Origin of the sequence: Eximiradius sp., from assembly GCA_937127445.1 — a bacterium.
Taxonomy (GTDB): Bacteria; Bacteroidota; Ignavibacteria; order Kapaibacteriales; family UBA2268; genus JAKIZO01.
The window spans coordinates 134,544-157,002 of the sequence record CAKZLY010000018.1 but is presented as its reverse complement, the minus strand read 5'-3'; the positions used below and the strand labels follow the sequence as shown (position 1 = coordinate 157,002).

Annotated in this window: 20 protein-coding genes; 12 read left to right on the top strand and 8 right to left on the bottom strand. The window is 34.9% G+C overall.

The window, feature by feature from the left end:
• Window positions 1-7: 7 nt before the first annotated feature.
• From AC6QZF_RS06115 to AC6QZF_RS06100, 4 genes are all read left to right on the top strand, one after another.
• On the top strand, window positions 8-883 hold the full coding sequence (locus AC6QZF_RS06115) for a hypothetical protein (RefSeq protein WP_499798996.1): 876 nt from the start codon (window positions 8-10) through the stop codon (window positions 881-883).
• Window positions 884-895: 12 nt separating this feature from the next.
• Window positions 896-3,670 (top strand): hypothetical protein, encoded by a 2,775-nt coding sequence (locus AC6QZF_RS06110; RefSeq protein ID WP_499798995.1) that lies wholly within the window; start codon window positions 896-898, stop codon window positions 3,668-3,670.
• Window positions 3,671-3,840: 170 nt separating this feature from the next.
• On the top strand, window positions 3,841-5,280 hold the full coding sequence (locus AC6QZF_RS06105; protein ID WP_499798994.1) for an APC family permease: 1,440 nt from the start codon (window positions 3,841-3,843) through the stop codon (window positions 5,278-5,280).
• The gene (locus tag AC6QZF_RS06100) at window positions 5,273-6,238 is read left to right on the top strand and encodes a helix-turn-helix domain-containing protein (protein WP_499798993.1); all 966 of its coding nucleotides are present in this window, start codon (window positions 5,273-5,275) and stop codon (window positions 6,236-6,238) included. Before AC6QZF_RS06105 ends, AC6QZF_RS06100 begins: the two co-directional genes overlap by 8 nt.
• Here the strand turns inward: AC6QZF_RS06100 and AC6QZF_RS06095 are convergent.
• Entirely contained in the window at window positions 6,228-7,346 is a 1,119-nt protein-coding gene (locus AC6QZF_RS06095) for a glycosyltransferase family 4 protein (RefSeq protein WP_499798992.1), read from the bottom strand. The genes AC6QZF_RS06100 and AC6QZF_RS06095 overlap by 11 nt on opposite strands.
• A gap of 85 nt (window positions 7,347-7,431) precedes the next feature.
• Here AC6QZF_RS06095 and folB point away from each other — a divergent pair, with 85 nt between their 5' ends.
• Genes folB through dnaG form a run of 3 tightly spaced genes read left to right on the top strand, consistent with a single transcriptional unit; the run spans window position 7,432 to window position 10,167 of the window.
• On the top strand, window positions 7,432-7,815 hold the full coding sequence (gene folB / locus AC6QZF_RS06090) for a dihydroneopterin aldolase (protein ID WP_499798991.1): 384 nt from the start codon (window positions 7,432-7,434) through the stop codon (window positions 7,813-7,815).
• Complete coding sequence (gene folK, locus AC6QZF_RS06085) at window positions 7,815-8,315, top strand: 2-amino-4-hydroxy-6-hydroxymethyldihydropteridine diphosphokinase (protein ID WP_499798990.1); 501 nt, start codon at window positions 7,815-7,817, stop codon at window positions 8,313-8,315. The genes folB and folK overlap by 1 nt, the downstream gene beginning before the upstream one ends.
• 1 nt (window position 8,316) lies before the next feature.
• A complete protein-coding gene (gene dnaG, locus AC6QZF_RS06080) occupies window positions 8,317-10,167 on the top strand; it encodes a DNA primase (RefSeq protein ID WP_499798989.1) in 1,851 nt (616 codons plus the stop codon).
• Here the strand turns inward: dnaG and AC6QZF_RS06075 are convergent.
• Window positions 10,164-12,893, bottom strand: a complete 2,730-nt coding sequence (locus tag AC6QZF_RS06075; RefSeq protein WP_499798988.1) for a cation-translocating P-type ATPase — start codon at window positions 12,891-12,893, stop codon at window positions 10,164-10,166. The two genes, dnaG and AC6QZF_RS06075, sit on opposite strands and share 4 nt — an antisense overlap.
• A gap of 280 nt (window positions 12,894-13,173) precedes the next feature.
• Here AC6QZF_RS06075 and AC6QZF_RS06070 point away from each other — a divergent pair, with 280 nt between their 5' ends.
• The gene (locus tag AC6QZF_RS06070) at window positions 13,174-13,539 is read left to right on the top strand and encodes a hypothetical protein (RefSeq protein ID WP_499798987.1); all 366 of its coding nucleotides are present in this window, start codon (window positions 13,174-13,176) and stop codon (window positions 13,537-13,539) included.
• A gap of 10 nt (window positions 13,540-13,549) precedes the next feature.
• Here the strand turns inward: AC6QZF_RS06070 and AC6QZF_RS06065 are convergent, their stop codons facing one another.
• From AC6QZF_RS06065 to AC6QZF_RS06040, 6 genes are all read right to left on the bottom strand, one after another.
• Window positions 13,550-13,981: a cytidine deaminase gene (locus tag AC6QZF_RS06065; RefSeq protein WP_499798986.1), complete on the bottom strand. Its 432-nt coding sequence runs from the start codon at window positions 13,979-13,981 to the stop codon at window positions 13,550-13,552.
• Window positions 13,938-14,351, bottom strand: a complete 414-nt coding sequence (locus AC6QZF_RS06060) for a YbaN family protein (RefSeq protein WP_499798984.1) — start codon at window positions 14,349-14,351, stop codon at window positions 13,938-13,940. Before AC6QZF_RS06060 ends, AC6QZF_RS06065 begins: the two co-directional genes overlap by 44 nt.
• Window positions 14,352-14,357: 6 nt before the next feature.
• Window positions 14,358-15,722 carry an MATE family efflux transporter gene (locus AC6QZF_RS06055; protein ID WP_499798983.1) on the bottom strand — a complete coding sequence of 455 codons (1,365 nt, stop codon included), beginning with the start codon at window positions 15,720-15,722 and terminating at the stop codon, window positions 14,358-14,360.
• 67 nt (window positions 15,723-15,789) lie between these two features.
• Window positions 15,790-16,320 (bottom strand): NADH-quinone oxidoreductase subunit C, encoded by a 531-nt coding sequence (locus AC6QZF_RS06050; RefSeq protein WP_499798982.1) that lies wholly within the window; start codon window positions 16,318-16,320, stop codon window positions 15,790-15,792.
• 2 nt (window positions 16,321-16,322) lie between these two features.
• Window positions 16,323-16,859 carry a D-glycero-alpha-D-manno-heptose-1,7-bisphosphate 7-phosphatase gene (locus AC6QZF_RS06045; protein WP_499798981.1) on the bottom strand — a complete coding sequence of 179 codons (537 nt, stop codon included), beginning with the start codon at window positions 16,857-16,859 and terminating at the stop codon, window positions 16,323-16,325.
• Window positions 16,859-17,359 (bottom strand): peptidylprolyl isomerase, encoded by a 501-nt coding sequence (locus AC6QZF_RS06040; protein ID WP_499798980.1) that lies wholly within the window; start codon window positions 17,357-17,359, stop codon window positions 16,859-16,861. The genes AC6QZF_RS06045 and AC6QZF_RS06040 overlap by 1 nt, the downstream gene beginning before the upstream one ends.
• Window positions 17,360-17,568: 209 nt before the next feature.
• Here AC6QZF_RS06040 and AC6QZF_RS06035 point away from each other — a divergent pair, with 209 nt between their 5' ends.
• The 4 genes from AC6QZF_RS06035 (at window position 17,569) to AC6QZF_RS06020 (ending at window position 22,313) form a co-directional block, all read left to right on the top strand.
• A complete protein-coding gene (locus tag AC6QZF_RS06035; protein ID WP_499798979.1) occupies window positions 17,569-18,921 on the top strand; it encodes a glycosyl hydrolase family 18 protein in 1,353 nt (450 codons plus the stop codon).
• A 75-nt stretch (window positions 18,922-18,996) separates the two neighbouring features.
• Window positions 18,997-20,076: an LptF/LptG family permease gene (locus tag AC6QZF_RS06030; RefSeq protein ID WP_499798978.1), complete on the top strand. Its 1,080-nt coding sequence runs from the start codon at window positions 18,997-18,999 to the stop codon at window positions 20,074-20,076.
• Window position 20,077: 1 nt separating this feature from the next.
• Window positions 20,078-20,872: a hypothetical protein gene (locus tag AC6QZF_RS06025; RefSeq protein ID WP_499798977.1), complete on the top strand. Its 795-nt coding sequence runs from the start codon at window positions 20,078-20,080 to the stop codon at window positions 20,870-20,872.
• Window positions 20,862-22,313 (top strand): hypothetical protein, encoded by a 1,452-nt coding sequence (locus AC6QZF_RS06020; RefSeq protein ID WP_499798976.1) that lies wholly within the window; start codon window positions 20,862-20,864, stop codon window positions 22,311-22,313. Before AC6QZF_RS06025 ends, AC6QZF_RS06020 begins: the two co-directional genes overlap by 11 nt.
• Window positions 22,314-22,459 lie beyond the last annotated feature (146 nt).

The window sequence follows — 22,459 nt, the reverse complement described above, 5'->3', positions numbered from 1 at the left end:
AATTATTATGAAAAATAAATTAATTTTCTTAATATCTTTAATTTTTAGTATCCTTCTTGCTGCTTGTAACGATTGTCCCCTCGAAAATGCTAATCCTGTTACAATTTGCCAGACAAGAATTGTTACTATCGAACAATTTAATTCTAATTTCACAATTGTTACAGACCCAAACTCAGGGCAAGAACAAACTATTTTAGACCCCGACTATAATATCGGCACTTACGAATTCCCAATCAATGCCAATTCTTCGGGTAGCTTCCCTAATGATAATCGTTTTGTCAATAAAGTTCAAATACCAATTTTTTCACTGCCTTTTGTCGTGGATAATCAAATCTACTACGCTGGTATTGTTGACAACTATCCTATTAATGGCGAACTGCCTGGCGATATACTTGTTCGTGATGTTGATGCTGCTGCCCAAAGAGCCACACTGAGAATGTTTGGTAGCATCGACCAAATTGACCAAAATTATTTAAATGAAGATGCCCAGGCTTTCTGCAATTATGTAAATAGTATTTTGCCGACAATAGTTCAGTCTTTCGCTAACTACAATGCCTCTAATCGTTTTGGTCAGAACCAGCCCGGCGCTTCCATTGTTCGCTTCGATGCTGCCAGCGTTGTCGTAATTGACCAAAACGGCAGAATTGTTGGAACTGTTGGTGCACCAAATGTTCCAACACCGCCCGCAAATATTATCAACGACCTTCGCTCGCAAGCCGCTTCTCGCATCGCTGTGGATTTAACTGTTGTGCCCGGAAATGTTTATACTTACATCGCAAAAAATGGGAAACGCTTCGTGTTCTTTGTTAGTGAAATTCGTCAAACAAACGTTCCACCTAACAGAAAACGTGTTACTATTATGTTTTATCCTTTGGATAAATAGGAGAGCAAATTTATGAAGAAAAATATATTTCTCTGGTTATTTTTAGCTTTGTTAACTTGTTCTTGTTGTTCGCCTAAATACTATGTTTTACCAAAAGGCAATCTTGATTTAGTGCGACAGTCGAGCCCGTCCGATTCTATTAATTCTTCGTTTGATGAAACTGCCCCATATCAACGCGTCCTCGAAACAAACTGTTTCAACGCTTATTGTAAAGAAAATTCAAACCTGTATATCGAACCAGCTACTTCAAGAATTAAACCATCTAATACATTTTTCCGTGATTTGTTAGGCGAAGATTTTGTTACTAAAAACAGAAAAGTTATTGACTACCTTACAAAACAACTCGAAAGTGTTTCGTTCATTACTAACAATAGCGGTTTCGTCTCTCTTGCTCACGGTCCAGATGCAAATTACACTCGAATTATGGAACTCCCTTTCGTTGGATTTGTTGGTGGAACCGATATTTACTTCTTTCAGCAAGAAAACGGTCGCTACGTCTTCCGTTCCCTTCCCGAACCAATTAATTCGGTTTTTTGGGATTCTCATCCCTGGGTAGGAATTGATTCTCTCTGCAATTTAGTCCTTATATGGGCTTCGGATAGGGATAATCCATATTCAGTTGTTACTTCGCTTGATAAGCAGATCATCAAAAAAGGGAACTCCGATTTATTCTATGCCTTCCGAATTGAAGGTGTCTGGTCCTCTCCACAAAAATTCGATAGATTGAGCTTGATTAACACTGATGAATACAATGAAATAGCTCCATTTGTAGCCTGCTCGAAAATTTCACCAAAGATTCTTTTTGCTTCAAATCGGGACAAAGATTATGATATTTACGAAGCCGATATTGAAATTGATTTCAAATCTCAGACAATTAGACCAATTGGTACAGCCCGCCAATTAGCAAAAGGTAGCCAATTCGATTTTGAAAATCAATTCATAAATACTAACGCTGATGAATTGTTCCCGGTTGTTGCATTCCCATACTATAATGAAAATCAAAAAGAATTATTTATTTCTTCTAATAGAAATATTGCACATAAGCCGTTGAAACCTAAAAGCGATACTATTGTTGCTAACAAAGGGAAATTCGATATTTATATGTTTCCTTACTCATTTGAGTGCAAAGAACCGCCTCCGCCTCCACCTCCTGCCGCTACAATTAATATTAGAGTTGTCAATAAACATAATCCTTCCGACAGGGTTTTACTTCCAATTATTAAACTTGTTGATTTGACAACAGGTAATGCCCAAGAAAAAAACGCAAATGAAGCTTCTTTTTCTCTAATTAACGGACATAAATACGAAATTTGGGGTGGTTCTGCTCATAATACTCTTGATTGTGGCGACCCCCATCAAGAAACTATTTTAAAATATTATAAATATAACGAGATTTTCTTCACTGCACCTAAAATTCTTCCAAAAGAAAAGATTATTGAATACGACACAATTATTAATCCCACACCTAAATTTGTTTACGATACAACTTATGTTACTGAATTAATTCCCATTTCACTTTTAGATTCGATTCGTGTCGAAAAAGAATTCGTTTCTGATTCCGATAATAAAACAAGCAATGAAGTCCAGAAAAAAGAAATGGTTACTAATATTCGTTATGTTCGTTGTCCGTCTCGAAATGTGAAGCCAGTTGAATCAGGAGTTATTCAAAAAAGTGAAATGAAATCTGAAGTTACAACCGAAATCATTACTCAAACTCGCACATCTCTTGTTGAGGTAACCAAGCAAGTTATTAATAAACGTCTTGTTTTTGAAGGTGGTCGCGTTCAGAAAAAGACTCTGAAATTAATCGAATATGATACAATTCCTCAACTTGATACTCTTAATAAAATCGTTATCGGTCCGCTCGCCCGTTCTGAAAAGACAATGCTAAAGCCTATCGACCTTCATTTTGAACGAGATACACTTATCAACGATGAAATTCTCCTTGAACCAGAATATTTTGTGAAGCCAAAATGCTCTGCTAAATTCGTTGATCTTTTGGACGATTATTACAAAAATGTGCCTTATTACCAGACTGCATTCTGGGAAGTCAATACATCAGCTAACCTTCCACGTCATATCCTTCTTATGCAGCGTGGAAACCCACTTGAAAATGCTACGTGTATTGAACTTCATCCTCGAAATACCCGCTATGGTGTTTGGACAGGTATCAATCGTGAAACTCGTTTGAATGAATACCGCAGATATGCTCAAACTGTTGATAAAAATCTTCTTGGTATGAAAACTGAAATTACTGACCACTTCATTCCTGCATTCGAAGAAATTTCTCAACTATCGCCACAAACTAAATTAATTATTAAGCTTGAAGCATATAGTGATATTCGCGATGCTGGACCCTGTAATTATTTCGGCGAAACTGTAAGTTACATTCAAGGTAGAATCAATGAAAATTCCCAGATTGTTTTAGATAAAGTTGTTATCAAAAACGGTGATAATCTAAACTCCGACAATGACAACCTTTCAAAACTTCGTGCCTACTACGGCTTCAGCGAACTTATAGCTTTGCTGCGAAAAGATGAAAGATTCCGAAAATATCTAAATCAAGGTCTTGTTTTCTTACCTACTCAGAAATTCGATACCCCGGAAAAAATGTATGAAGCATTACGCAACGCCAAAATAATAATTATTGCAGAAGGGAAAAAATTCGACCCTATTATTAAAGAAAACGATAAGGAATATGATGCTATTCGCCGCTTAAATCTGTTTATTCAACTTATTAAATTTTCAGATAAATTTGTTATTTCTGCCGATTGTTGTAACGAATAGTGATTAAATAAATCATTGTTTCTGAGCAGCCAATATATTTGGCTGCTTTTTTTGCATTCATTAGTGCGAATTGAAAAATCCATATTTATATCATATGTATATTTTACAATACTTGCACTTGCATTTTTTTAATTATATTTGCAAAGTTTCAATATTGGTATGGAGTCATTTTGAGTGATAAATTTCCTAAATTAATTCCTCAACTTGGTTTTGTAACTACACTTGCTATTGTCGTCGGAGCTGTTATCGGTTCTGGTATTTTCAAGAAACCTGCATTTATGGCAGTTCATCTTGGTTCGCCTGAATGGCTGATTGCAATTTGGGTAATAGCAGGACTTCTTACTCTCTTTGGTGCTCTTACAAATGCAGAAATTGCAAGTATGATTACCGCTACTGGCGGACAATATGTGTTTTTTCAGCGTATGTATGGTGATTTGGTTGCTTATCTTTATGGCTGGGCAATTTTTGCTGTTATTCAAACAGGCTCTATCGCTTCCATAACTTATGTGTTTTCTGAATATACACAGTTTTTCATACAGTTGCCACGTTTTAGCACAGAAATTGAGCAAACCTGGCGTGTATTCCTTCCAGCCATTGGATATATCTATCCGCTTGAAAATATCGGCGTCAAATTTCTTACAATTTTTGTTATTTCTGGGCTAACTGCAGTCAACTATTATGGCGTTAAATTCAGCGGTACTGTTTCAGCCTCCTTTACTTTTATGAAAGTTGCAGCAATATTGCTGCTTGTGCTTTTCTGTTTTTCTTTCAGCGGTGGGAGCTTCGAAAATCTCAGTAAGCCTTCGTCTGCATATTTGTCGGGCGAAATTAGCTTTTTCTCAGGATTTATGGTTGCTCTTGCTGGTGCTTTCTGGGCATACGACGGCTGGAATAATATTACATACATTGCAGGTGAAGTTCGCAATCCGAGCCGAAATATACCGCTTGCTCTCGGAGTTGGCACTTTGATAATCATCACTGTTTACGTCCTGATTAATATTGCTTTTATTTACGTTATGCCAATTGAACAAATGGCTCAGTCATCGCTTGTTGCTGCTGATGCAGCAACTATTTCTATGGGTGCAATTGGTGGGGCTTTCGTTGCTGCTGCTGTTATGATTTCAACTTTCGGCACTGCTAATGGAACTATTTTAGCAAGCGCCCGTGTCCATTTTGCAATGGCAAGCGATAATTTATTCTTCAAATCTATTGCAAAGGTGCACCCCAAATGGCATACTCCATCAAGCTCTCTCATTTTGCAAGCAGTGTGGGCTTCTGCGCTTGTCCTTAGCGGTACATTCGATATTCTAACTGATATGTTAATTTTTGTCAGCTGGATTTTTTATGCTGCCGGTGCTGCTGGGGTGTTTGTCCTGCGTCGCAAATATCCCGATGTTAAACGCTCCTATCGTGTTTGGGGCTATCCTGTTATACCTTTGCTTTTTATTTCCTTTTCAATAATTTATGTCGTCTTTACTTTATATAACGATATTCAAATGTTTATTGAAGGTCGTACTCATCTTATTAATTCTCTGTTCGGTATTTTTCTATGCTTAATTGGAATTCCTCTTTATTATTATTTCAACAAAAAACGTAGCAAAAATGGATGATTATAATTTTTCGGTAAGTATCACTCTTGGCAAACGCTTTCTCAAATTGCCGCTTTTTTCTATTTCCAATAAATTGAAAAAAGCTTTCAAAGAAGAAATTGAATTGCGTGACGGTCTTAAACTTGTCGTAACAGAGTATAAACTAAAAAAAAATATTAGCGTTGATTTCTCAATTGAGCAGGCTCCTCTCGAATTTGCCTTCTGCCTTTCCGGCAGTATGTCCGTTGAAATTAATTCTGCAAATAGTTTCAGCAACTTTCTTGAAATTTCTGCTGGCACTTGCGCCGTGTTTTACCTCCCTAATTCGAAAGGAAGATTATTTCTCAATGGCTCAGAAAAAATTTTAGTTCTCTCGCTACATACTTCTGTTGATTATCTAAGAAAATTTATTGAAAACGAAATTGAAAATTTTCCTGAAAATCTTAAAGAATTAATTTTTTCAAAGGCAGGTAATCCTTTTGTTATTACAAGTAAAATCAATCCATTGATGAAAATTGCCTGCACTCAAATAACTGATAATTACTCAACTGTCCCTCGTAAAATGTTTCTCGAAGCAAAATCGCTTGAACTTATGACGCTTCTTATTAATCAAATCAGCGATAATTTTCGAGGCACCTCTCCTCACATCTCAGATGCTGATTTAGAAAAAGCTAAACTTGTCGAAAAATTAATTCTCGAAAATATTGCCGATGTGCCGCCACTCGCAGAACTTTGTAGAGTTGCCGATATTACTCACACCCGGCTTAACAAAGCTTTTAAACAAGAGTTCGGGCTTACTGTTTTCGATTACCTTCGTAATAAACGATTGGAAGTTGCCAGACAAATGCTCGAAAACGGACAAAATGTAACTAAAGTCGCTTATGAACTTGGTTTTAGCAGTCCCGCACACCTCTCCCGTGAATTTGCTAAAAAATTTGGAATTAGTCCCAAAAAATTTCAAAAATTTGCTAAAATTTAAACTCGCTTTTTATTACTTTCTCGATTAAAATAAGCATTTCATCAGCAGATTTATCCCAACTGAACTGTTTTGCCCAATCTATTGCTCCTTCAGATAATTTATCACGTAATTCGGCATCAGAAATAATTATCTCAATTTTTTCAGCAAGTTCTTCGATATTGCCATATTCATAAAGTAATCCTGATTTCCCGACCGCTACCGAGTCACGCAAGCCCGGCGAATTTGCAGAAATAACAGGTGTCCCTGCTGCATTTGCCTCTAAATTGGTTATTCCCCAGCCTTCTTTCATAGATGTATTTACTACGCACCAAGCGCGCGATAAAAGCTTTACCTTTTCTTTTTCCGTAACAAATCCAAAAAATATTGTATCTTTTTTAATTTTAAGTTGATTTGCCAATTTTTCAAGTTCGCTGCGGAAATCTCCTCGTCCTAAAATATGAAGCTTTGCTTGAGGATGCTTCTTCTTCACAATTGCAAATGCTCTCAATAAATGGTCAACGCTTTTATACTTTTTCAGTCGCCCAAAATACGATACAGTTGGCTCTTCTTCTTTCTCACCAATAGAAAATGGAAAACGATTTTGGTCGATGGCATTATAAATTATCGTAAAATATCGTTTATCATATCCCATTCTGATAAATTCATCAAGCGTGCTCTGCGAAACAACACTAAATGGAGTGTGCTTGTAAACAAACCTCATCAAATATTCACCTATAACAACATATAAACCTGCTGGAATAGATGCCTCTCTAAATATGCTGCGTCCAAAAAAATGATGACTTATCGCAAGAATAGGTTTCTTTACGTATAAAGGTGTGTAAAAGGGTATTTTATTAATGTCATCAATTATTATATCGAAATTATATTTTTTATCTAATTGCTTTAATTGCTTTGGAACATAAAAATTAAATAAACTTCTGCTTCCGGTGCGATATATTTCTATGCCATCGATCACTTCGTATTCGCTTGCACCCTCAAATTTGCAGGCAAGCAATACTACTTTGTGTCCTTTGCTTGCAATTCTCGAAAAAATTTCGTGAAAATGAACTTCTGCACCGCCACCATAAGGATTCTTTATGCACTGCCAATTTATTGCAAGAATTTTCATATACTATTTATTAATCTTTAATAATTTGCAAAGATAGCAAAAAACTGTTAATTTGCAATTTTCTTTAATATATGGTTGCTTAATTATGAAAGTAACTCATCCTACAAAATTGAGCTTGCGTGGAATTAAATTCTACGCTTATCACGGTGTCAAAAAATCAGAAAAAGATGTTGGTGGTAAATACGAAGTTGATTTAGATTTATATTATGATGCCACCAATGCAATTATTCACGACGACGTGAAATTTGCAGTCAACTACGAAGAAGCTGTCGATATTATTTCTGATGTTATTTCCGAAGAAAACTACAATTTGATTGAAACTTTAGCAAGTGAAATCTTGAACTTGCTTATGGAAAAATTTGAACATCTTCAAAAAGCTACAATTAAAATTCGTAAAATTTCTGTTCCTATTAAAAATTATACCGATTACGTTGAAGCTGAACATACTATCGAAAGAAAAAATAATTGATGAAAAATAATTCTAACTTCATATTGCTATCGATTGGTGCTAATCTTGGTAATAGAAAAGACACCATAGAAAAAGCAATCCGTTTGCTTTCCGAACACCAAGAAATACGTATAATTAAAACATCTTCAATTTATGAAACTGAGCCTGTTGGTTATAAAGACCAACCTTGGTTCCTTAACATTGTAGTTGCTGCCGAAACAACTCTCGAACTTAACCGATTAATCCAGCTTTGCAAATCTATTGAATATTTGCTCGGTCGAAAAATACGGAAAAAGTGGACTGAGCGCGAAATTGATATTGACATCTTAATTTACGGCAACAACATCATTGAAAGCGAACATCTGCAAATTCCTCATCCACGTATGCAAGAACGGCGATTTGTACTTATTCCAGCAGCAGAAATTGCCGCCGAGCTGGTTCATCCCGTCTATAAACACACAATATCAGAACTACTAAATGTTTGTACCGATAGCTCAGTCGTGAAAGAGTTTTCTAACTAATATGAAATATTCAAAAGAAACAATTGAAGAACTAAGACTTAGAGCCGATATCCTCGATGTTATTGGCGAACACCTCCGACTTAAACGCGTTGGCAAACGCTATGTTGCTTTCTGTCCATTCCACGATGATAAAAAAACACCATCGTTTTCCATTTCTCCTGAATTAGGATTATATCATTGTTTCGGTTGCAAGCGTTCAGGTGATGCTTTCAAGTTTATTTCTGATTATTTAGGAATGACTTACGCCGAAGCAATTGAGTTTTTAGCCAAAAAATATAACGTTAATTTAAAAGCAGTCGCGGACAAAAAATCAAACGACGAAATTGATACTCTTTTCAATGTGCTTCAATCGGCAGCCAATATTTATCACTCTAATTTATTTAAAAAAGAGTGTTCCGCCGCTTTAGATTACTTCTACAAACGCAACTTTACGCAAAATACCATTAAAGAGTTTCTTTTAGGATATTCTATAAATTATGATAATGTTGTTTACGAACTGAAAAAGCTCGGATTTGATGAAAAAGCAATTATAGATGCAGGAATAGTAGGACGCCGCAACGATAGAACCCTTTACGACCGTTTTGCTGGACGAGTAATCTTTACTATTCGCGATTTCCTTGGGCGTGTAGTGGGTTTTGGTGGACGTGATATTTCGGGGCGTGATAATGTAGCAAAATATGTCAATTCTCCACAAACAAAAATTTACGACAAAAGCAAAATTCTCTATGGTATATTTGAAGCCAGAAACGAAATTCGCAATCAAGATAAAGCAATAATTGTAGAAGGTTACGTTGATGTTATCTCTCTTCATCAATCAGGTGTCAAAAATGTTGTGGCTTCTTCTGGTACCGCTCTCACTTCTCAACAACTTGATTTGCTCGGTAGATATAGTAAAAATCTATTCCTTGTGTTCGATGCCGACGAAGCCGGGCAAAAAGCAACTCATCGAGCAATTGAACTTGGATTGTCAAAGGGTTTCGATCTAAAAATAATAACACTACCTGATGGCGAAGATCCAGATAGCTTGGTAAATAATCACGGAAAGGCACTTTTCGAGGCGAAACTCCGCGATAGCAAAACTTTTCTTAAATACTCAGTGGATATGTTCCTTGCTCGAAGCGAACCAACTGCTCTGGCTAAATCTAACTTTGCTCGTGAAATGCTTGCTTTAATCAGCAAAATCCAAGATACTTTCCAGCACGATTTTCTCATAACCGAGCTGGCAAGTTTGCTCGATTTAACAGAAAATCAAGTTCGCCTGCTTTATTCTGAACGAAATAAAAACCTCGCATCCAGCTCTCAAAAGAGTGAAACTGAAGTAACCGATAAAGACCAATACACCGATGAAGAATTCGACAATTCTATCCATTTCAATATCAATGAAATTTTTCCAGAAGAAAAAATAATTCTTAAATTAGCTATGAAATTGCCCAAATATTTCAAAATCATTGATGAAATGGGTGTTACAGAAGCAACTTTTATCTCTGCCTCTGCAAAAACAGTTTACTCAATTGTTCACGAATATTCGAATGAATTGAACATTTTACAAAGTATCATCGAAGACGAAAGCTACCCTTCTAATGTCAAAAATTCTCTAATTTTTTTGATGATGGAAGAAGAAGCTCCCAGCGAACGATGGAAAGAAATTGATGAAACAGTGGAAAATATAGACGTCAGAAAAATCATCTCCGATGCTCTTATCAAATTAGAACTTCGAATTATCAACAACGAAATTGACGAAATTAAATCTCGTATTGCCAATGCTGATAGCGAGATTTTGGATAGATTATTACAAAGACAAGCAGAACTCACACACAAAAGAAATGCTCTTTCGCAAAAAATGATGTCCTAATGCCCTGTTCGAAATCTTTTCGATGCAATTTTGAAAATTTCAGCAATAAATAGAACAGACAGTCCTAAAATCAATGCTATCGCCCAATCTTGAATTGTAAGTGGAACAGTTGAAAATACCTTATTCATAGGCTGCCAGTTTATTGCCAGTACGCTTAATAATATTGTGGCTGCTACTCCTGCAAGCAGTGTGTTATTGTTTTTTAAGCCATATCTGAGAAACGATTCAGTGAGTGAACGTGTTGCAAATACATTAAATATTCGTGCAAAAATTAATGTAGCAAAAAACATTGTCATTGCATACTTATGCAGTTCATTTGAATCCTGAATTACAATTCCTATCCTATTCAATGTATTTTGTAAAATATCCGAATTTATGTAGAATGCGAACGCTACAAGGCAGATTACTCCAATCCAAACTCCTATGACGCCTATGTATGCAACAGATGATTTATTAAGTATTCCTTCGCTTTTGGGACGTGGCTTACGTTGCATAATGCCTTTTTCTGGAGGTTCTACACCTAATGTGATTGCTAAAATACCATCCATTACAAAATTTATAAACAAAATTTGAACTGCTGTGAGCGGAGTAGCAAACCCAGCTAATAATGCTGTAACCAATCCAAATACAGTTCCCATATTTCCACTTAACAAGTATACAAGATACTTTCGTATATTCTCAAATATACTGCGTCCTTCTTCGACTGCTGACACAATTGATGCAAAATTATCATCCGTAAGTATCATATCAGAGGCTTCCTTGCTAACTTCGGTACCTGTAATTCCCATTGCAACTCCAATATCTGCACGCTTTAAAGAAGGTGCGTCATTTACTCCATCACCCGTCATTGCAACAATGTTCCCTTTTTTGATCAAGGCATCTACTATTTTTTGCTTGTGCACAGGAGAAATTCGAGCAAAAACTTCAACATTATCAATTACATTTTCTAATTCACCATCTTTCATCATTTCTAATTCATGCCCAGCAATTGCAATCCCATCTTTCATTATTCCAAGTTCTTTTGCAATTGCAACGGCAGTAATTTTATGGTCCCCAGTAATCATTATTGGCTTTATTCCAGCGGTTTCGCAAATTTTAATTGCATCTTTTACTTCTTCACGTGGTGGGTCTATCATCCCAAATATCCCTAAAAAAGTTTGATTACTTTCATAATCATTTTCTTCATTTATTATTTCTTTCTTTGCAACAGCAATTGCACGCAACGCACTTTCTGCCATTTCCCGATAAACTTGCAATATCCTATTTCTTATCTCTTCCGTCAATTGTTTCTTCTCTTCTCCATTGTAATAATAATTACATTGTCCAAGAATAATTTCTGGCGCACCTTTCGAAATAGCTATCTTTTTGTCGTTAAATTGATTTACAGTTGTCATTTTTTTCGTTTCAGACGAGAAAGGTATTTCAGTAATGCGTGGATAAACACTTTTGATATTATCCGGTTCGATGCCTATTTTCTTTGCAAGCACAACAATTGAACCTTCGGTTGGATCCCCGACTATTTGCCATTCGTTTTCCGCATACGACAAACTCGCATCGTTGCATAATATTCCGCTTATTACGACTTCAAATATTTGTTTGTCGTTTAGTGGATTAATCTCAACACCATTTTCCAATATCTTGCCCTCGGGAGCATAACCCGAACCTGTAACATCAAGCAATCTATCAAAAACATATACTTTTTTAATTGTCATTTCATCTTGTGTTAAAGTACCAGTTTTATCTGAACAAATTATGTTAGTTGAACCAAGCGTCTCAACTGCTGGCAGTTTTCTAATCAATGCTTTGCGCTTAACCATACGTTTTACGCCTAATGCAAGAGTGATTGTTACTACTGCGGGCAATGCTTCGGGGATTATGGCAACTGCCAAAGCAACTCCCCAAACGAATACTTCCGCTAATGGGGAGCCTCTCAAAAAATCGAGAATACTTACCAAAGTTGCCAGAACGATTGAAAAAATACCCAATTGCTTGCCTAATTTATCTAAATTTTTTTGCAATGGTGTGCGTTCTGTTTGTGTTTCGTCCAGTAATGCTGCAATTTTACCAAATTCTGTTTGCATCCCAGTATAAACAACCACTGCTTCAGCACGTCCATATACAATTGCAGTTCCTTTATAAAGCATATTTTTTCTATCGCCGAGCGGAATATTGTCTCCAGAAATTGGATTACTATGCTTGCTTACTGGAACCGACTCTCCTGTTAATGCTGCTTCATCAACGCGCAGTAAATAAGCTGTGGTAATTCTTGCATCTGCCGGGACCTTGTCCCCTGCAGTAAGCAAAATAATATCGCCGGGAACAAGCTCTTTTGCAGGTATTTCCATAATTTTACTATTACGACGGACCTTTGCAGTTGAAGATGCCATTTTGCGAAGCGATTCTATAGCTTTTCCTGCTTGATATTCTTGCACAAAGCCAGTTATCCCTGCCAATACTACTATGACAATAATTGCTATCGGCTCGACTGTTTTGCCTAATAAAATTGAAATGATTGCAGATAAAATTAATACATAGATAAGTAAATTATTAAATTGTGAAAGTAATAGTTTCCATACAGGTTCTTTTTCTTTTTCTCGAAGCTCATTAGCTCCAAATTTTTCATGTCTTGATTTTACTTCTTCTTCTGTGAGGCCATTAATTTCAGTACTTAGTAATTTTAATGTCTCATCAATACTCAATTTGTAAAAATTGTTTTCTTTTATCATACTTTCTTTCTGTAATATTATACTTTATATTTTTGACAAATGTTTGACGAATATTTAACTGTATAATTACAATTTAATAATATTATTCTTCCATTTTTTTGAAATGGTCAATAATGTTCAAATAAATAATGAAGAGAGTTAAAGGTGCAACGTAATAAATGTCTATTTTTCAGTAACATATATAGATTTTGTTTTATTGTTTACTGATATGGCATTATTCTTGAATTTAATTATTCAAATATGCTTCTGAAAAAATGTTCAAACTATAGAGAGGTTTCAAATGAAAGTTACAGAAATCCGTGCATCAGGCATTCAAGCAGTTGATGTAAAATCATTTCAACCTGAAAAAGTTGAAAAAAAAGCTGAGAGCAATACTATCAAGGACAAAGTTGAAATTTCTGCCGAAAGTATGAATTGGCAAAAGGACATTTTGCTTTCAGCGTTAGAGTTAATTGAAAATAAGGTCCAACCAGATGCAAGTTACCCGCTTGACAAAGTAGAAAATCGCCCTATTGAAACTTTCGAAGAGGCACTACTCGAGCTTCGCTTCTTAAATACAGATGTTTACGCAAAAGAAGCATTAGGCGCACAAGCCAATATTAAAACAGAAGATGTCTTATCGTTATTCATAGAAGAAGCAGCGTAAGCTGCTTCTTCTATAATTGATTGAAAGCATAGGGAAGCAACTCGCTTAGCGAAGTTGTATATATTTCTTGTATTTGCTCATTGCTGTCTAAATTTATGCAGATAATGCTTACATCGTCAGTTGAAAATTCTACCATTTTTTGCCTGCATAATCCGCAAGGAACAGAATAAGTTGATGACTTTAATACAATTGCGATTTCTTTCATGTTCCTGCATCCAGATTTTACCATCGAATCAATCGCTACCATCTCGGCGTGTGAAGTAAGTGTAAAATCTATAGATTCAATGTTACAACCCGTATGGATATTGCCTAACTCATCCAACAAGGCAGCTCCAACTTTAAAATTTGAATACGGTGCATATGCATTTCCCCTTATCTCAATAGCTGCTTCTATCAGTTCAATTTGTTTCTTGCTCAGCTGATTTAACTCTACTTTCTTCATAAATTTCCTGTTTCAGTGTTTTTATCATTAGTATGTGTGTGGACACCGCAATAGCAACTACTGCAAGTAATAGTCTAACCCATAATTCTTTCGCTGTATAAATCATCGTCGTAATAATCACAGACCAGAGCAATACAATCACAACAATTTTATGTATTAACAACATTCCATTGTGCTCTTTATAATTTCTTATATAAGAACCAAAAAATGAGTTGTTTATTAGCCAATTATAAAGTTTCGGTGAGCTTTTTACAAACAGATATGCTGTTAATAACAAAAATGGTGTTGTTGGAAGAATAGGAATGAAAATACCAAAAATTCCACATCCAAGCGAAATAAAACCTAAAATGATATATATGGCTTTTGTCATAATTTACTATGACGATTGATTTAAATTCAATTGTCTGAAAATTCTTTTCAATAAATATAAAAATCTACCTGTTAATATAATTGCCGCAAAAAACAATCCTATCAAATATCCCCACCAAATTCCTTTTACACCAAAATTTAAATATATTCCCAGCAAATACGCACACGGCAGCATAATTATCCAATACGATAGCAAAGAAATTAATGTTGGATAATTTACATCTTGTAGCCCTCGTAATGCACCAAGTGCTGTAACCTGAGTCCCATCCATAATTTGAAATAATCCGGCGATAATCATAAGTTGTGCAGCAATCTCTATTACATCAGGTTCATTAATATAAATCGAGGGTATTGCGTATCTCCCGATGATGAACAATACTCCACAAATCAACATAAAAGCCAATACCATATAAAACGAAGAAAATCCAGCTACTTTCAATCTATGATATTTTCGTTCGCCAAGCAAATTGCTTATTCTGATTGTAGCAGTTGACGACACTCCACTCGACATAAGAAATGTGAGTGATGCAAGGCTGATTACAATTTGATATGCTGCTAATTGCTTTGCTCCCAGCCACCCCGTCATCAATGCTCCAACTACAAATGCACCAACTTCCAGTATATGCTGCACACCAATCAGTAATCCCAATCTGAAAAATTCCTTTATCCTATCAAACAACAAATATTTGAAAGATACTTTTTCCAAATATATACTTAAAGACTTGCTGTATTTCATTAAAAATATAAAACAAATTGCCATCAAACATCTTGAAATAACAGTTGCAACAGCAGCCCCATTTAGACCCATTTCTGGCATCCCAAGCTTCCCAAAAATTAATCCATAGTTCAAAATTACATTTACAACATTACATACCAATATTATAATCATTCCAGGTTTTGTTTTGGTCAGCCCGTCAACAAATTGCTTGTAATGCATAAAAATAAAATAAGGCAGCCACGATAAAACTAATATCTTGTAATATGGGATCGCCAGCTCAATTACTTCTTGCTTTTGTTGTAAATATGGAAATAAATATGTTATCAAATACATTAGAGTCGTAAGTAACGCTCCAAAGCCAATCGTTGTCCAAAGTCCATTAAAAAATATGCTTTGAAGTAGTTCGGTGTTTCGCTCGCCGTATGCTTTTCCTACTATCGTAGTAGTTGCATAAGAAATGCCCAACCCAAATACAAACACTAGAATAAAAACATTATGTGCAACCGATGCTGCCGCAAGCTGCAACGAACCCAATTGCCCCACCATTATTGTATCGGCAATTGAAGTAATCATATGCCCAGCTTGCCCAAGCACTAATGGATAAGCTATTCTCCAATTTATTTTGTAATGTATTTTATATTCTTTACTTAACATTTTACGAAATAAAAATGTGGTTTTTACAAACCACATTTCAGTTTATATTCAAAAAAGTAGAACTTAACTATTTCCCACCATATTTTTCAGGATAGGGTGGAAGCGGCAATGAGTCAGGTATTCCCATCAACGGAAAATCTTTCCTTAAAGGATAAATCGGTTCCCCAGTTTCTGGATTTACATAATCTTCGGGCATATAAAAACGCCGCAAATCAGGATGCCCATCAAATTTAATCCCATACATATCATAAGTTTCTCTTTCATACCAATTTGCCGAAGCCCACACTACTGTCAATGTCGGACAAGTGCAATCATTTTCATCTATCTCAGTTTTAATTCTTACTCGGCTTTTGAATTTATTCGAGTATAGAAAATATACAACTTCAAAACGTTTTTCTTTTTTGTCGAGCCAATCAATTGCAGTTACGTCAATACACATATCGAAAGACATTTCTGGGTCGGTTTTTAATTTTTCCGCTACCTCGACAAGTCTTTCTTTCGGGACTTTTATACTCAACTGTTTCTGAAAAATGTATTCGCTTGCTTCTGGGACAATTTTTTTTACGAACTCGATTATTTTTTCAAAACGCTTGTTCATATTTATTCCTTTGAATTTTCCATATTTTCAAAAAATTGCTTTACTTCCTTTATCGATGGGAAAATATAATCGGCTAAATCATTTTTTAAGTGCAAACCTACAAGTATTGTTTTTGTCCCAATTTTTTTGCCAGCTTCAATATCTGTTATGCTATCACCAATAGTCCAAGAATTTGCAGCATCAATTCCGAAATGCTCAATAGCTTCATTAAACATTCCTGGATTTGGCTTCCGCCTTTTGCTTCCTGATTTAGCAAGGTCTGGGCAAAAATAAATCGCATCGAATTTGTAATTTGTCCTTTCTTGCAGCTTTTCGTCCATATAATTATGCACTCGTTCTAAATCATTGCTTGTCATTAATCCTTTGCCTATTCCTTGCTGATTTGTTACCAAAATTGCCAAATAACCAAGCTTTTTTACGATCGAAAATAATTCAAAAAAATCCTCAATAAAGATAAATTCTTCAATTTTTTTTACGTAATCACCAACTATTCTAATATTTACTATGCCATCTCTGTCAAAAAATACAGCTCGTTTCATTATTTTATCTTTTCAATTTTCATCTCTACTTTGTCAATTGGATTATCTCTACTGTCTCTTGGCATATTTACAATTTTATCAACAACTTCCATTCCTTCAATCACTTCACCAAATATCGAATACTGTCCGTTCAAATGGGGTGCATCGGCAACACAAATAAAAAATTGGGAAGTTGCACTATTTGGGTCAGGCTTTCTTGCAGCAGAAATAATACCACGTTTGTGCTTCAAATTGCTGAATTCGGCAGGAACCGTTGTTTGGCTCGGGTCGCCAAACCCCCACATTTCGCGTGGCTTATCTTTCGAATTTGGGTCGCCTCCTTGTATCATAAATCCCGGAATTACTCTATGAAAAGCAGTGCCATCGTAAAAACCTATTGATACAAGACTATCGAAATTTGCAACGTGCTTCGCAGCAACATCATTATAGAGCTCAATCTTTATTTTACCAAGCTCTTCACCTTTCTGATATGTTGTAATTAGATACTTTGGTCTATCCATTTTTCCCTCTGAAAATAAAATATTTGTAGAAAAAATTGTTACTACTAATAATACTGACAACAGAAAACGCATGTTTTTATTCTCCAAATTCTACATTTAAACAAAATTATTAGACTTTTTTAAAAAAAATATATTGTTTCAAAAAATCGGCATTATTATTGATTTTAGCAAAATATGAATTAATGAATTATGAATTAAGGTGAAACAACGTGAATAAATATTACATTTTGCTTATTACAATTGCATTTTCGCTAATTAATATAAATACAATTTATTCTTATAGTTTGCCCCAAAAAGTTCTTGTTGGCTATTGGCACAATTGGGATAATCCGCTTGCCCCTATGATTGGTCCTGAAAAAGTACATCCTGCCTATAACGTAATAAATATTGCTTTTGCTACTCCACGTGCTGGAACAGATTATGATATATATTTTCATCCGTTGATTATTAAAAAAGATGATTTCAAATCGAGAATTAAGACTATTCAATCGCAAGGTAAAAAAGTTTTGCTTTCCATTGGAGGTGGCAATACAACAATCAAACTCGATAGTGCAATGGAACGCGACGTCTTTATTCAATCTGTGCTTAGGCTTCTTTTCGATTACGAATTCGATGGGATTGATATTGATTTCGAGGGCAACTCAATAAGAATTTCGGGTGGCACAATTTCACAACCTGTTGATTCTTGCATTGTTTTGCTTATTGATGCAATCAAAGAAATAATGAAAGAGTATTCCGAAGTATTTGGGAAAAAGGCGATTTTGTCTATTTCTCCTGAAACTGCTTATGTTCAGGGTGGGCAAAGTGGCTATGGTGGCGTTTGGGGAGCTTATTTGCCAATTTTGGATGCTTTACGAGATTCGATAGATTTAGTAAATGTGCAGCTCTATAATAGTGGCGGTATGTATGGCTTAGACTGGAAAATCTATACTCAGGCTACTCCTGACTTTATTGTCGCTATGACGGAAAAACTAATCCAAGGATTTAATACTAAAGGTGGCTTCTTCCAGGGATTCCCACCAGAAAAAATTACAATAGGACTTCCCGCTTGCAATCTTGCTGCAAGCAATGGCTATATGCACACAGATAGTGTTCTTATGGCCATGAATTATTTATTAGGTAAATCAGATTATTTCACGGGCTCTTATGTTTTACTCGAAAAAAATGGTTACCCAAATATTCGTGGTATGATGACGTGGTCAATTAATTGGGATGCGACCGATTCTTGCTCATATCCATACGAGTTTGCAGAAAACTATAAACGAATTTTCAACATTCAAACAAATATTTCGAAAAATGATACCAATACCAATACACTTAAAAAGCAAGATCTTTATTTCGACCTTTTTCCTAATCCTGCACGAACAGAAATTGTTATCAAACTCCCTGATTTTTGCCAAAATTTACTTCCTATCGACTTCTATGTAAGAAATATTTATGGCTCAACTGTTGATAAAGGTACTATTCGTTCTCTCAATTCAGTAATTAATATTTCTAAATATCCAAGAGATATATATTTTATCACTATTGATGATTATACTGAAAAATTCATTAAAGATTAGCAATTACATTTTTTTCTCTTAATTTTATTTTATTTTTGTTAATATTGTAAGATATTGATTTTTAATGAATTGATTATGAATATTTTAGATAGATATATACTTCGCCAGTTTATTAGCACACTTTTCTTTGCTATTATTTCATTATGCTTGATTTTTTTAGTAGTTAATCTAATGGAAAATCTGGATGATTTTATTGACAAAAATGTTCCAAATCCGATAATTTTCAAATACTATATCTCATTTTTTCCTGAAATACTGAAAATTCTTACACCAATTTCAGTATTAATTGCAACCTTATTTTCTATTGGTAGGCTATCAACCAACAATGAAACAACAGCAATGAAATCCGGGGGACTTAGCTTATACCGATTAATGCTTCCAATGGTTGTTTTTGCTGTCCTGCTGAGTCTGGGGCAACTATATTTTAACGGTTGGATTGTCCCAGTTGCCAACAAAACTAAATTAGAAATTGAAAGAGTTTATCTAAAAAAAGCAAAAGCCCAAGGCGGTACTCTTTTTAATCTTTTCTTCCGTGATACACCTACCAAACACGTAATGATGCAATATTATCATCCTACCGAACAAACAGGATATCAAGTTGCTATCGAAGATTATTCGGATGAGCTCGTTCCTCGCCTGCGCTCAAGGATTGAAGCCGACAGAATTATCTGGAACGATGGTAAATGGAAACTCGAAAATGTAATGGTTCGAACTTTTTCTGATAATTCCGTCTTTGTCAATAGCTTTGACTCTATGAATATTAGTCTTAATATAAAACACGAACAACTTATCAAGCTTCAGATGCTCCCAGACGAAATGAATTTCGACGAAAAACGGGACTATATAAATGTTCTTAAAATGGGTGGCAAAGATATTCGCAAAAATCTTATTGACTATTATGCGGGGTTTGCTTTTCCATTTTCGAATTTAATAGTTATGCTTTTTGGCGTTCCATTTGCTTCTGTTAAAAAGCGTGGTGGTATTGCTATACAAATAACCGCCGCAATGGTAATTGCTTTTTCTTACCTGATATTTACGGAAATTAGCAAAACAATTGGCTTCTCGATGAATATTAACCCAATGTTTGTTGGATGGAGTGCTAATATTATTTTCTTTTTAGCAAGTATTGTTGTTCTTATAAAAACACAAAAATAATATGAAAAAAATTGACAACTTTGGTTCAATATCGGGGCGCCATCTGCTGCAAGATATTTTTAAAAGTCTTCGTTATGAAAAGCAATGGAGTTCATTCGCTGCTCTATTTGCTACCTGGCGGATTGCAACCAGCGAGATAGAGCTCGAGCAATACACCGGCGACGATATTCAAATCATCCATAGTCTTGGTTTCTGGAGAGGTACAGCGATATGGCTCGAAGAAATTGTTAACCGTTTCTATTTTTCAACAATTAATTCTTTTGCTTATTTTGGGGCTGCTATTCTGCTTGTGCTTGTTGGAGTTAGACGCTTTTCAGATCACGTAAGTGATGATATTGTTATTGCAGGTATTATTTTCGAAGCTGCTTTGCTCCTATTCTTATTCTTTATTATGCTTTTTACTCCAAACGAAGAAATAACTTCGAATAATCAAAAAGAAGAGATTGATTTTCAGAAAGAGCTCCTAAACGAAGTTGGTGAAATTAGCCGAGATTTTGCTGCAACAACTATGCAATTAGAAAATCTTATAGAAAAATTAAATGCTCTTATTTCCCTTCAAAATGAATCATTATCTCAAATATTTGTTATTGCTAAATCTTTTATGGATATTTCTCAGCCTAATCCTCAATTTGTAAGTATCTTACAACAAACTAATAATACTTTGTTAGATTTCAATGATAAAATCAAAATTCTAACCGAATCCGTCGCTCAAATTAAACAAGAAGAAATTAAAATTGCTATTCGAAACGAACTCGAACAAATATTATCCAACAAAATAGTCCGTAATGAAAAATAGTAGATACAAATATCGTAAAACTATCGAAATATACTTTGTACTTTACCTTGCAGCTCTAATTTTTCTCATTCCATCGCAAAAGGAAAGAGAAATCGAAACTGCTAAACGTATTTCCATAGAAACACCTTTTGTAATCAAACTCGAAAAATCCGCTCTATTCTGTAAAATGGCAATTGATTCCATTCCGTTTTTACTTCATCTCGATAGCTTAAATACAATTTATTTTACTGGCGACGTTAAGAATATCAGATACGAAGCAATGATCGAAGATCAGGTTTACAAAAGTAAACTAAAATTGGTTTCAAACGTCGAAAACCAAAGCATCTATTTCCGGTTGATTGATAAATTAGAAAAAAAGATAGCCTATTTTGTTTGGAAGCCACCTACATTCGACAGAATTAACAAATCATATATTGTCTATATCACTGCTAAAGCTAATGATCTAAAAACAGGCAACGAACTTGTTGCAAAAGCACAGTTCGCTCTTGTCATTAACTTTTATGATAGAAAAACAGGTTTGCCTGCTGTTCAGGAACAACCAACTGAACAAATAGTTCAAGCTGTTCAGCAACCTCAAATTGTTCTTTCAGACGTTAGTTTTTCGCTTCAGTATGATAGAATCCGCACCATCTCGTCATTCGATTGGCAAAATACTCTTTTTGTGCTTGGCGGGCTTAATCCTTTGCTTGATTTACAAAAGAATATTGAAGTAAGTATTAAGCACTACCCCGAAGGCAATGGCGGTTCAGCTTTTATTAGCAACATCTCGTCAAATAGTATTTCGATTAAAGGCACTTCGCCTAATTATGGTAACATAGTCGTTACCCTTTTGTTGAAACGCAGAGTAGACAACAAAGAATACCAGATTTCGTTCCCAATAATTGCTGAACCTATTGCAAATCCTGAAATTCCAAACGAGTTATATCCCGGACTTACTTATAAAATCAAGCCCAACTTGCCAATGCTTCCCGGTTACGAAGCCAAAGTCCTTATTAGAGACAATAATAATATCCGCTACCAGCAATTTTCTGATGAAGTAATCAGCTTCACACCTGATTATGAAGATACCTCGGACAATATATTCTTCGAAAGATATTTAAACAATAAGCTTTTAGGGCAAAGAATTAAACTAAATATCAAAAAGTTTCCACCACCTGTTATTGTCAAATTATCAAAAATTGATAATAAAACTGTTCTTGTCCAGACTAATTCATTCGGACTATTCAAAAACAGAGAAAATACAATTTTATCTCTTGATATTCAAGGAAATGCAACCTACAAAGAGAGAATTGGACAATATAAACCTGATAGAGAAAAATTAATTTGGTCACAATTTTTTGAAATTACCCCTCGCGACCCAAATAAACCATTTTCCTTCAAAATTATTGCTATTGACAGAAGTGGTGAACGCAGCAATCAAGAAATTTACTCTAACGATTAGTGAATTATGATAAATTTTTAATTATTTTTTAATATTTTTGTCAAAAAAAATTATTACATTTATAATTATTAGTAAATCAAGAAACTTATTTTTTGTAAGTTTTCTTTTGTTGTCTGTTGAAGCAGCATAAATGAAGAGTATTTTTG

Excerpts from the sequence above, each read along its gene's own strand:
- AC6QZF_RS06115 (WP_499798996.1), top strand. The coding sequence starts at position 8 with ATGAAAAATAAATTAATTTTCTTAATATCTTTAATTTTTAGTATCCTT.
- AC6QZF_RS06110 (WP_499798995.1), top strand. The coding sequence starts at position 896 with ATGAAGAAAAATATATTTCTCTGGTTATTTTTAGCTTTGTTAACTTGT.
- AC6QZF_RS06100 (WP_499798993.1), top strand. The coding sequence starts at position 5,273 with ATGGATGATTATAATTTTTCGGTAAGTATCACTCTTGGCAAACGCTTT.
- AC6QZF_RS06095 (WP_499798992.1), bottom strand. The coding sequence starts at position 7,346 with ATGAAAATTCTTGCAATAAATTGGCAGTGCATAAAGAATCCTTATGGT.
- folB (WP_499798991.1), top strand. The coding sequence starts at position 7,432 with ATGAAAGTAACTCATCCTACAAAATTGAGCTTGCGTGGAATTAAATTC.
- folK (WP_499798990.1), top strand. The coding sequence starts at position 7,815 with ATGAAAAATAATTCTAACTTCATATTGCTATCGATTGGTGCTAATCTT.
- dnaG (WP_499798989.1), top strand. The coding sequence starts at position 8,317 with ATGAAATATTCAAAAGAAACAATTGAAGAACTAAGACTTAGAGCCGAT.
- AC6QZF_RS06075 (WP_499798988.1), bottom strand. The coding sequence starts at position 12,893 with ATGATAAAAGAAAACAATTTTTACAAATTGAGTATTGATGAGACATTA.
- AC6QZF_RS06070 (WP_499798987.1), top strand. The coding sequence starts at position 13,174 with ATGAAAGTTACAGAAATCCGTGCATCAGGCATTCAAGCAGTTGATGTA.
- AC6QZF_RS06065 (WP_499798986.1), bottom strand. The coding sequence starts at position 13,981 with ATGAAGAAAGTAGAGTTAAATCAGCTGAGCAAGAAACAAATTGAACTG.
- AC6QZF_RS06060 (WP_499798984.1), bottom strand. The coding sequence starts at position 14,351 with ATGACAAAAGCCATATATATCATTTTAGGTTTTATTTCGCTTGGATGT.
- AC6QZF_RS06055 (WP_499798983.1), bottom strand. The coding sequence starts at position 15,722 with ATGTTAAGTAAAGAATATAAAATACATTACAAAATAAATTGGAGAATA.
- AC6QZF_RS06050 (WP_499798982.1), bottom strand. The coding sequence starts at position 16,320 with ATGAACAAGCGTTTTGAAAAAATAATCGAGTTCGTAAAAAAAATTGTC.
- AC6QZF_RS06045 (WP_499798981.1), bottom strand. The coding sequence starts at position 16,859 with ATGAAACGAGCTGTATTTTTTGACAGAGATGGCATAGTAAATATTAGA.
- AC6QZF_RS06040 (WP_499798980.1), bottom strand. The coding sequence starts at position 17,359 with ATGGATAGACCAAAGTATCTAATTACAACATATCAGAAAGGTGAAGAG.
- AC6QZF_RS06030 (WP_499798978.1), top strand. The coding sequence starts at position 18,997 with ATGAATATTTTAGATAGATATATACTTCGCCAGTTTATTAGCACACTT.
- AC6QZF_RS06025 (WP_499798977.1), top strand. The coding sequence starts at position 20,078 with ATGAAAAAAATTGACAACTTTGGTTCAATATCGGGGCGCCATCTGCTG.
- AC6QZF_RS06020 (WP_499798976.1), top strand. The coding sequence starts at position 20,862 with ATGAAAAATAGTAGATACAAATATCGTAAAACTATCGAAATATACTTT.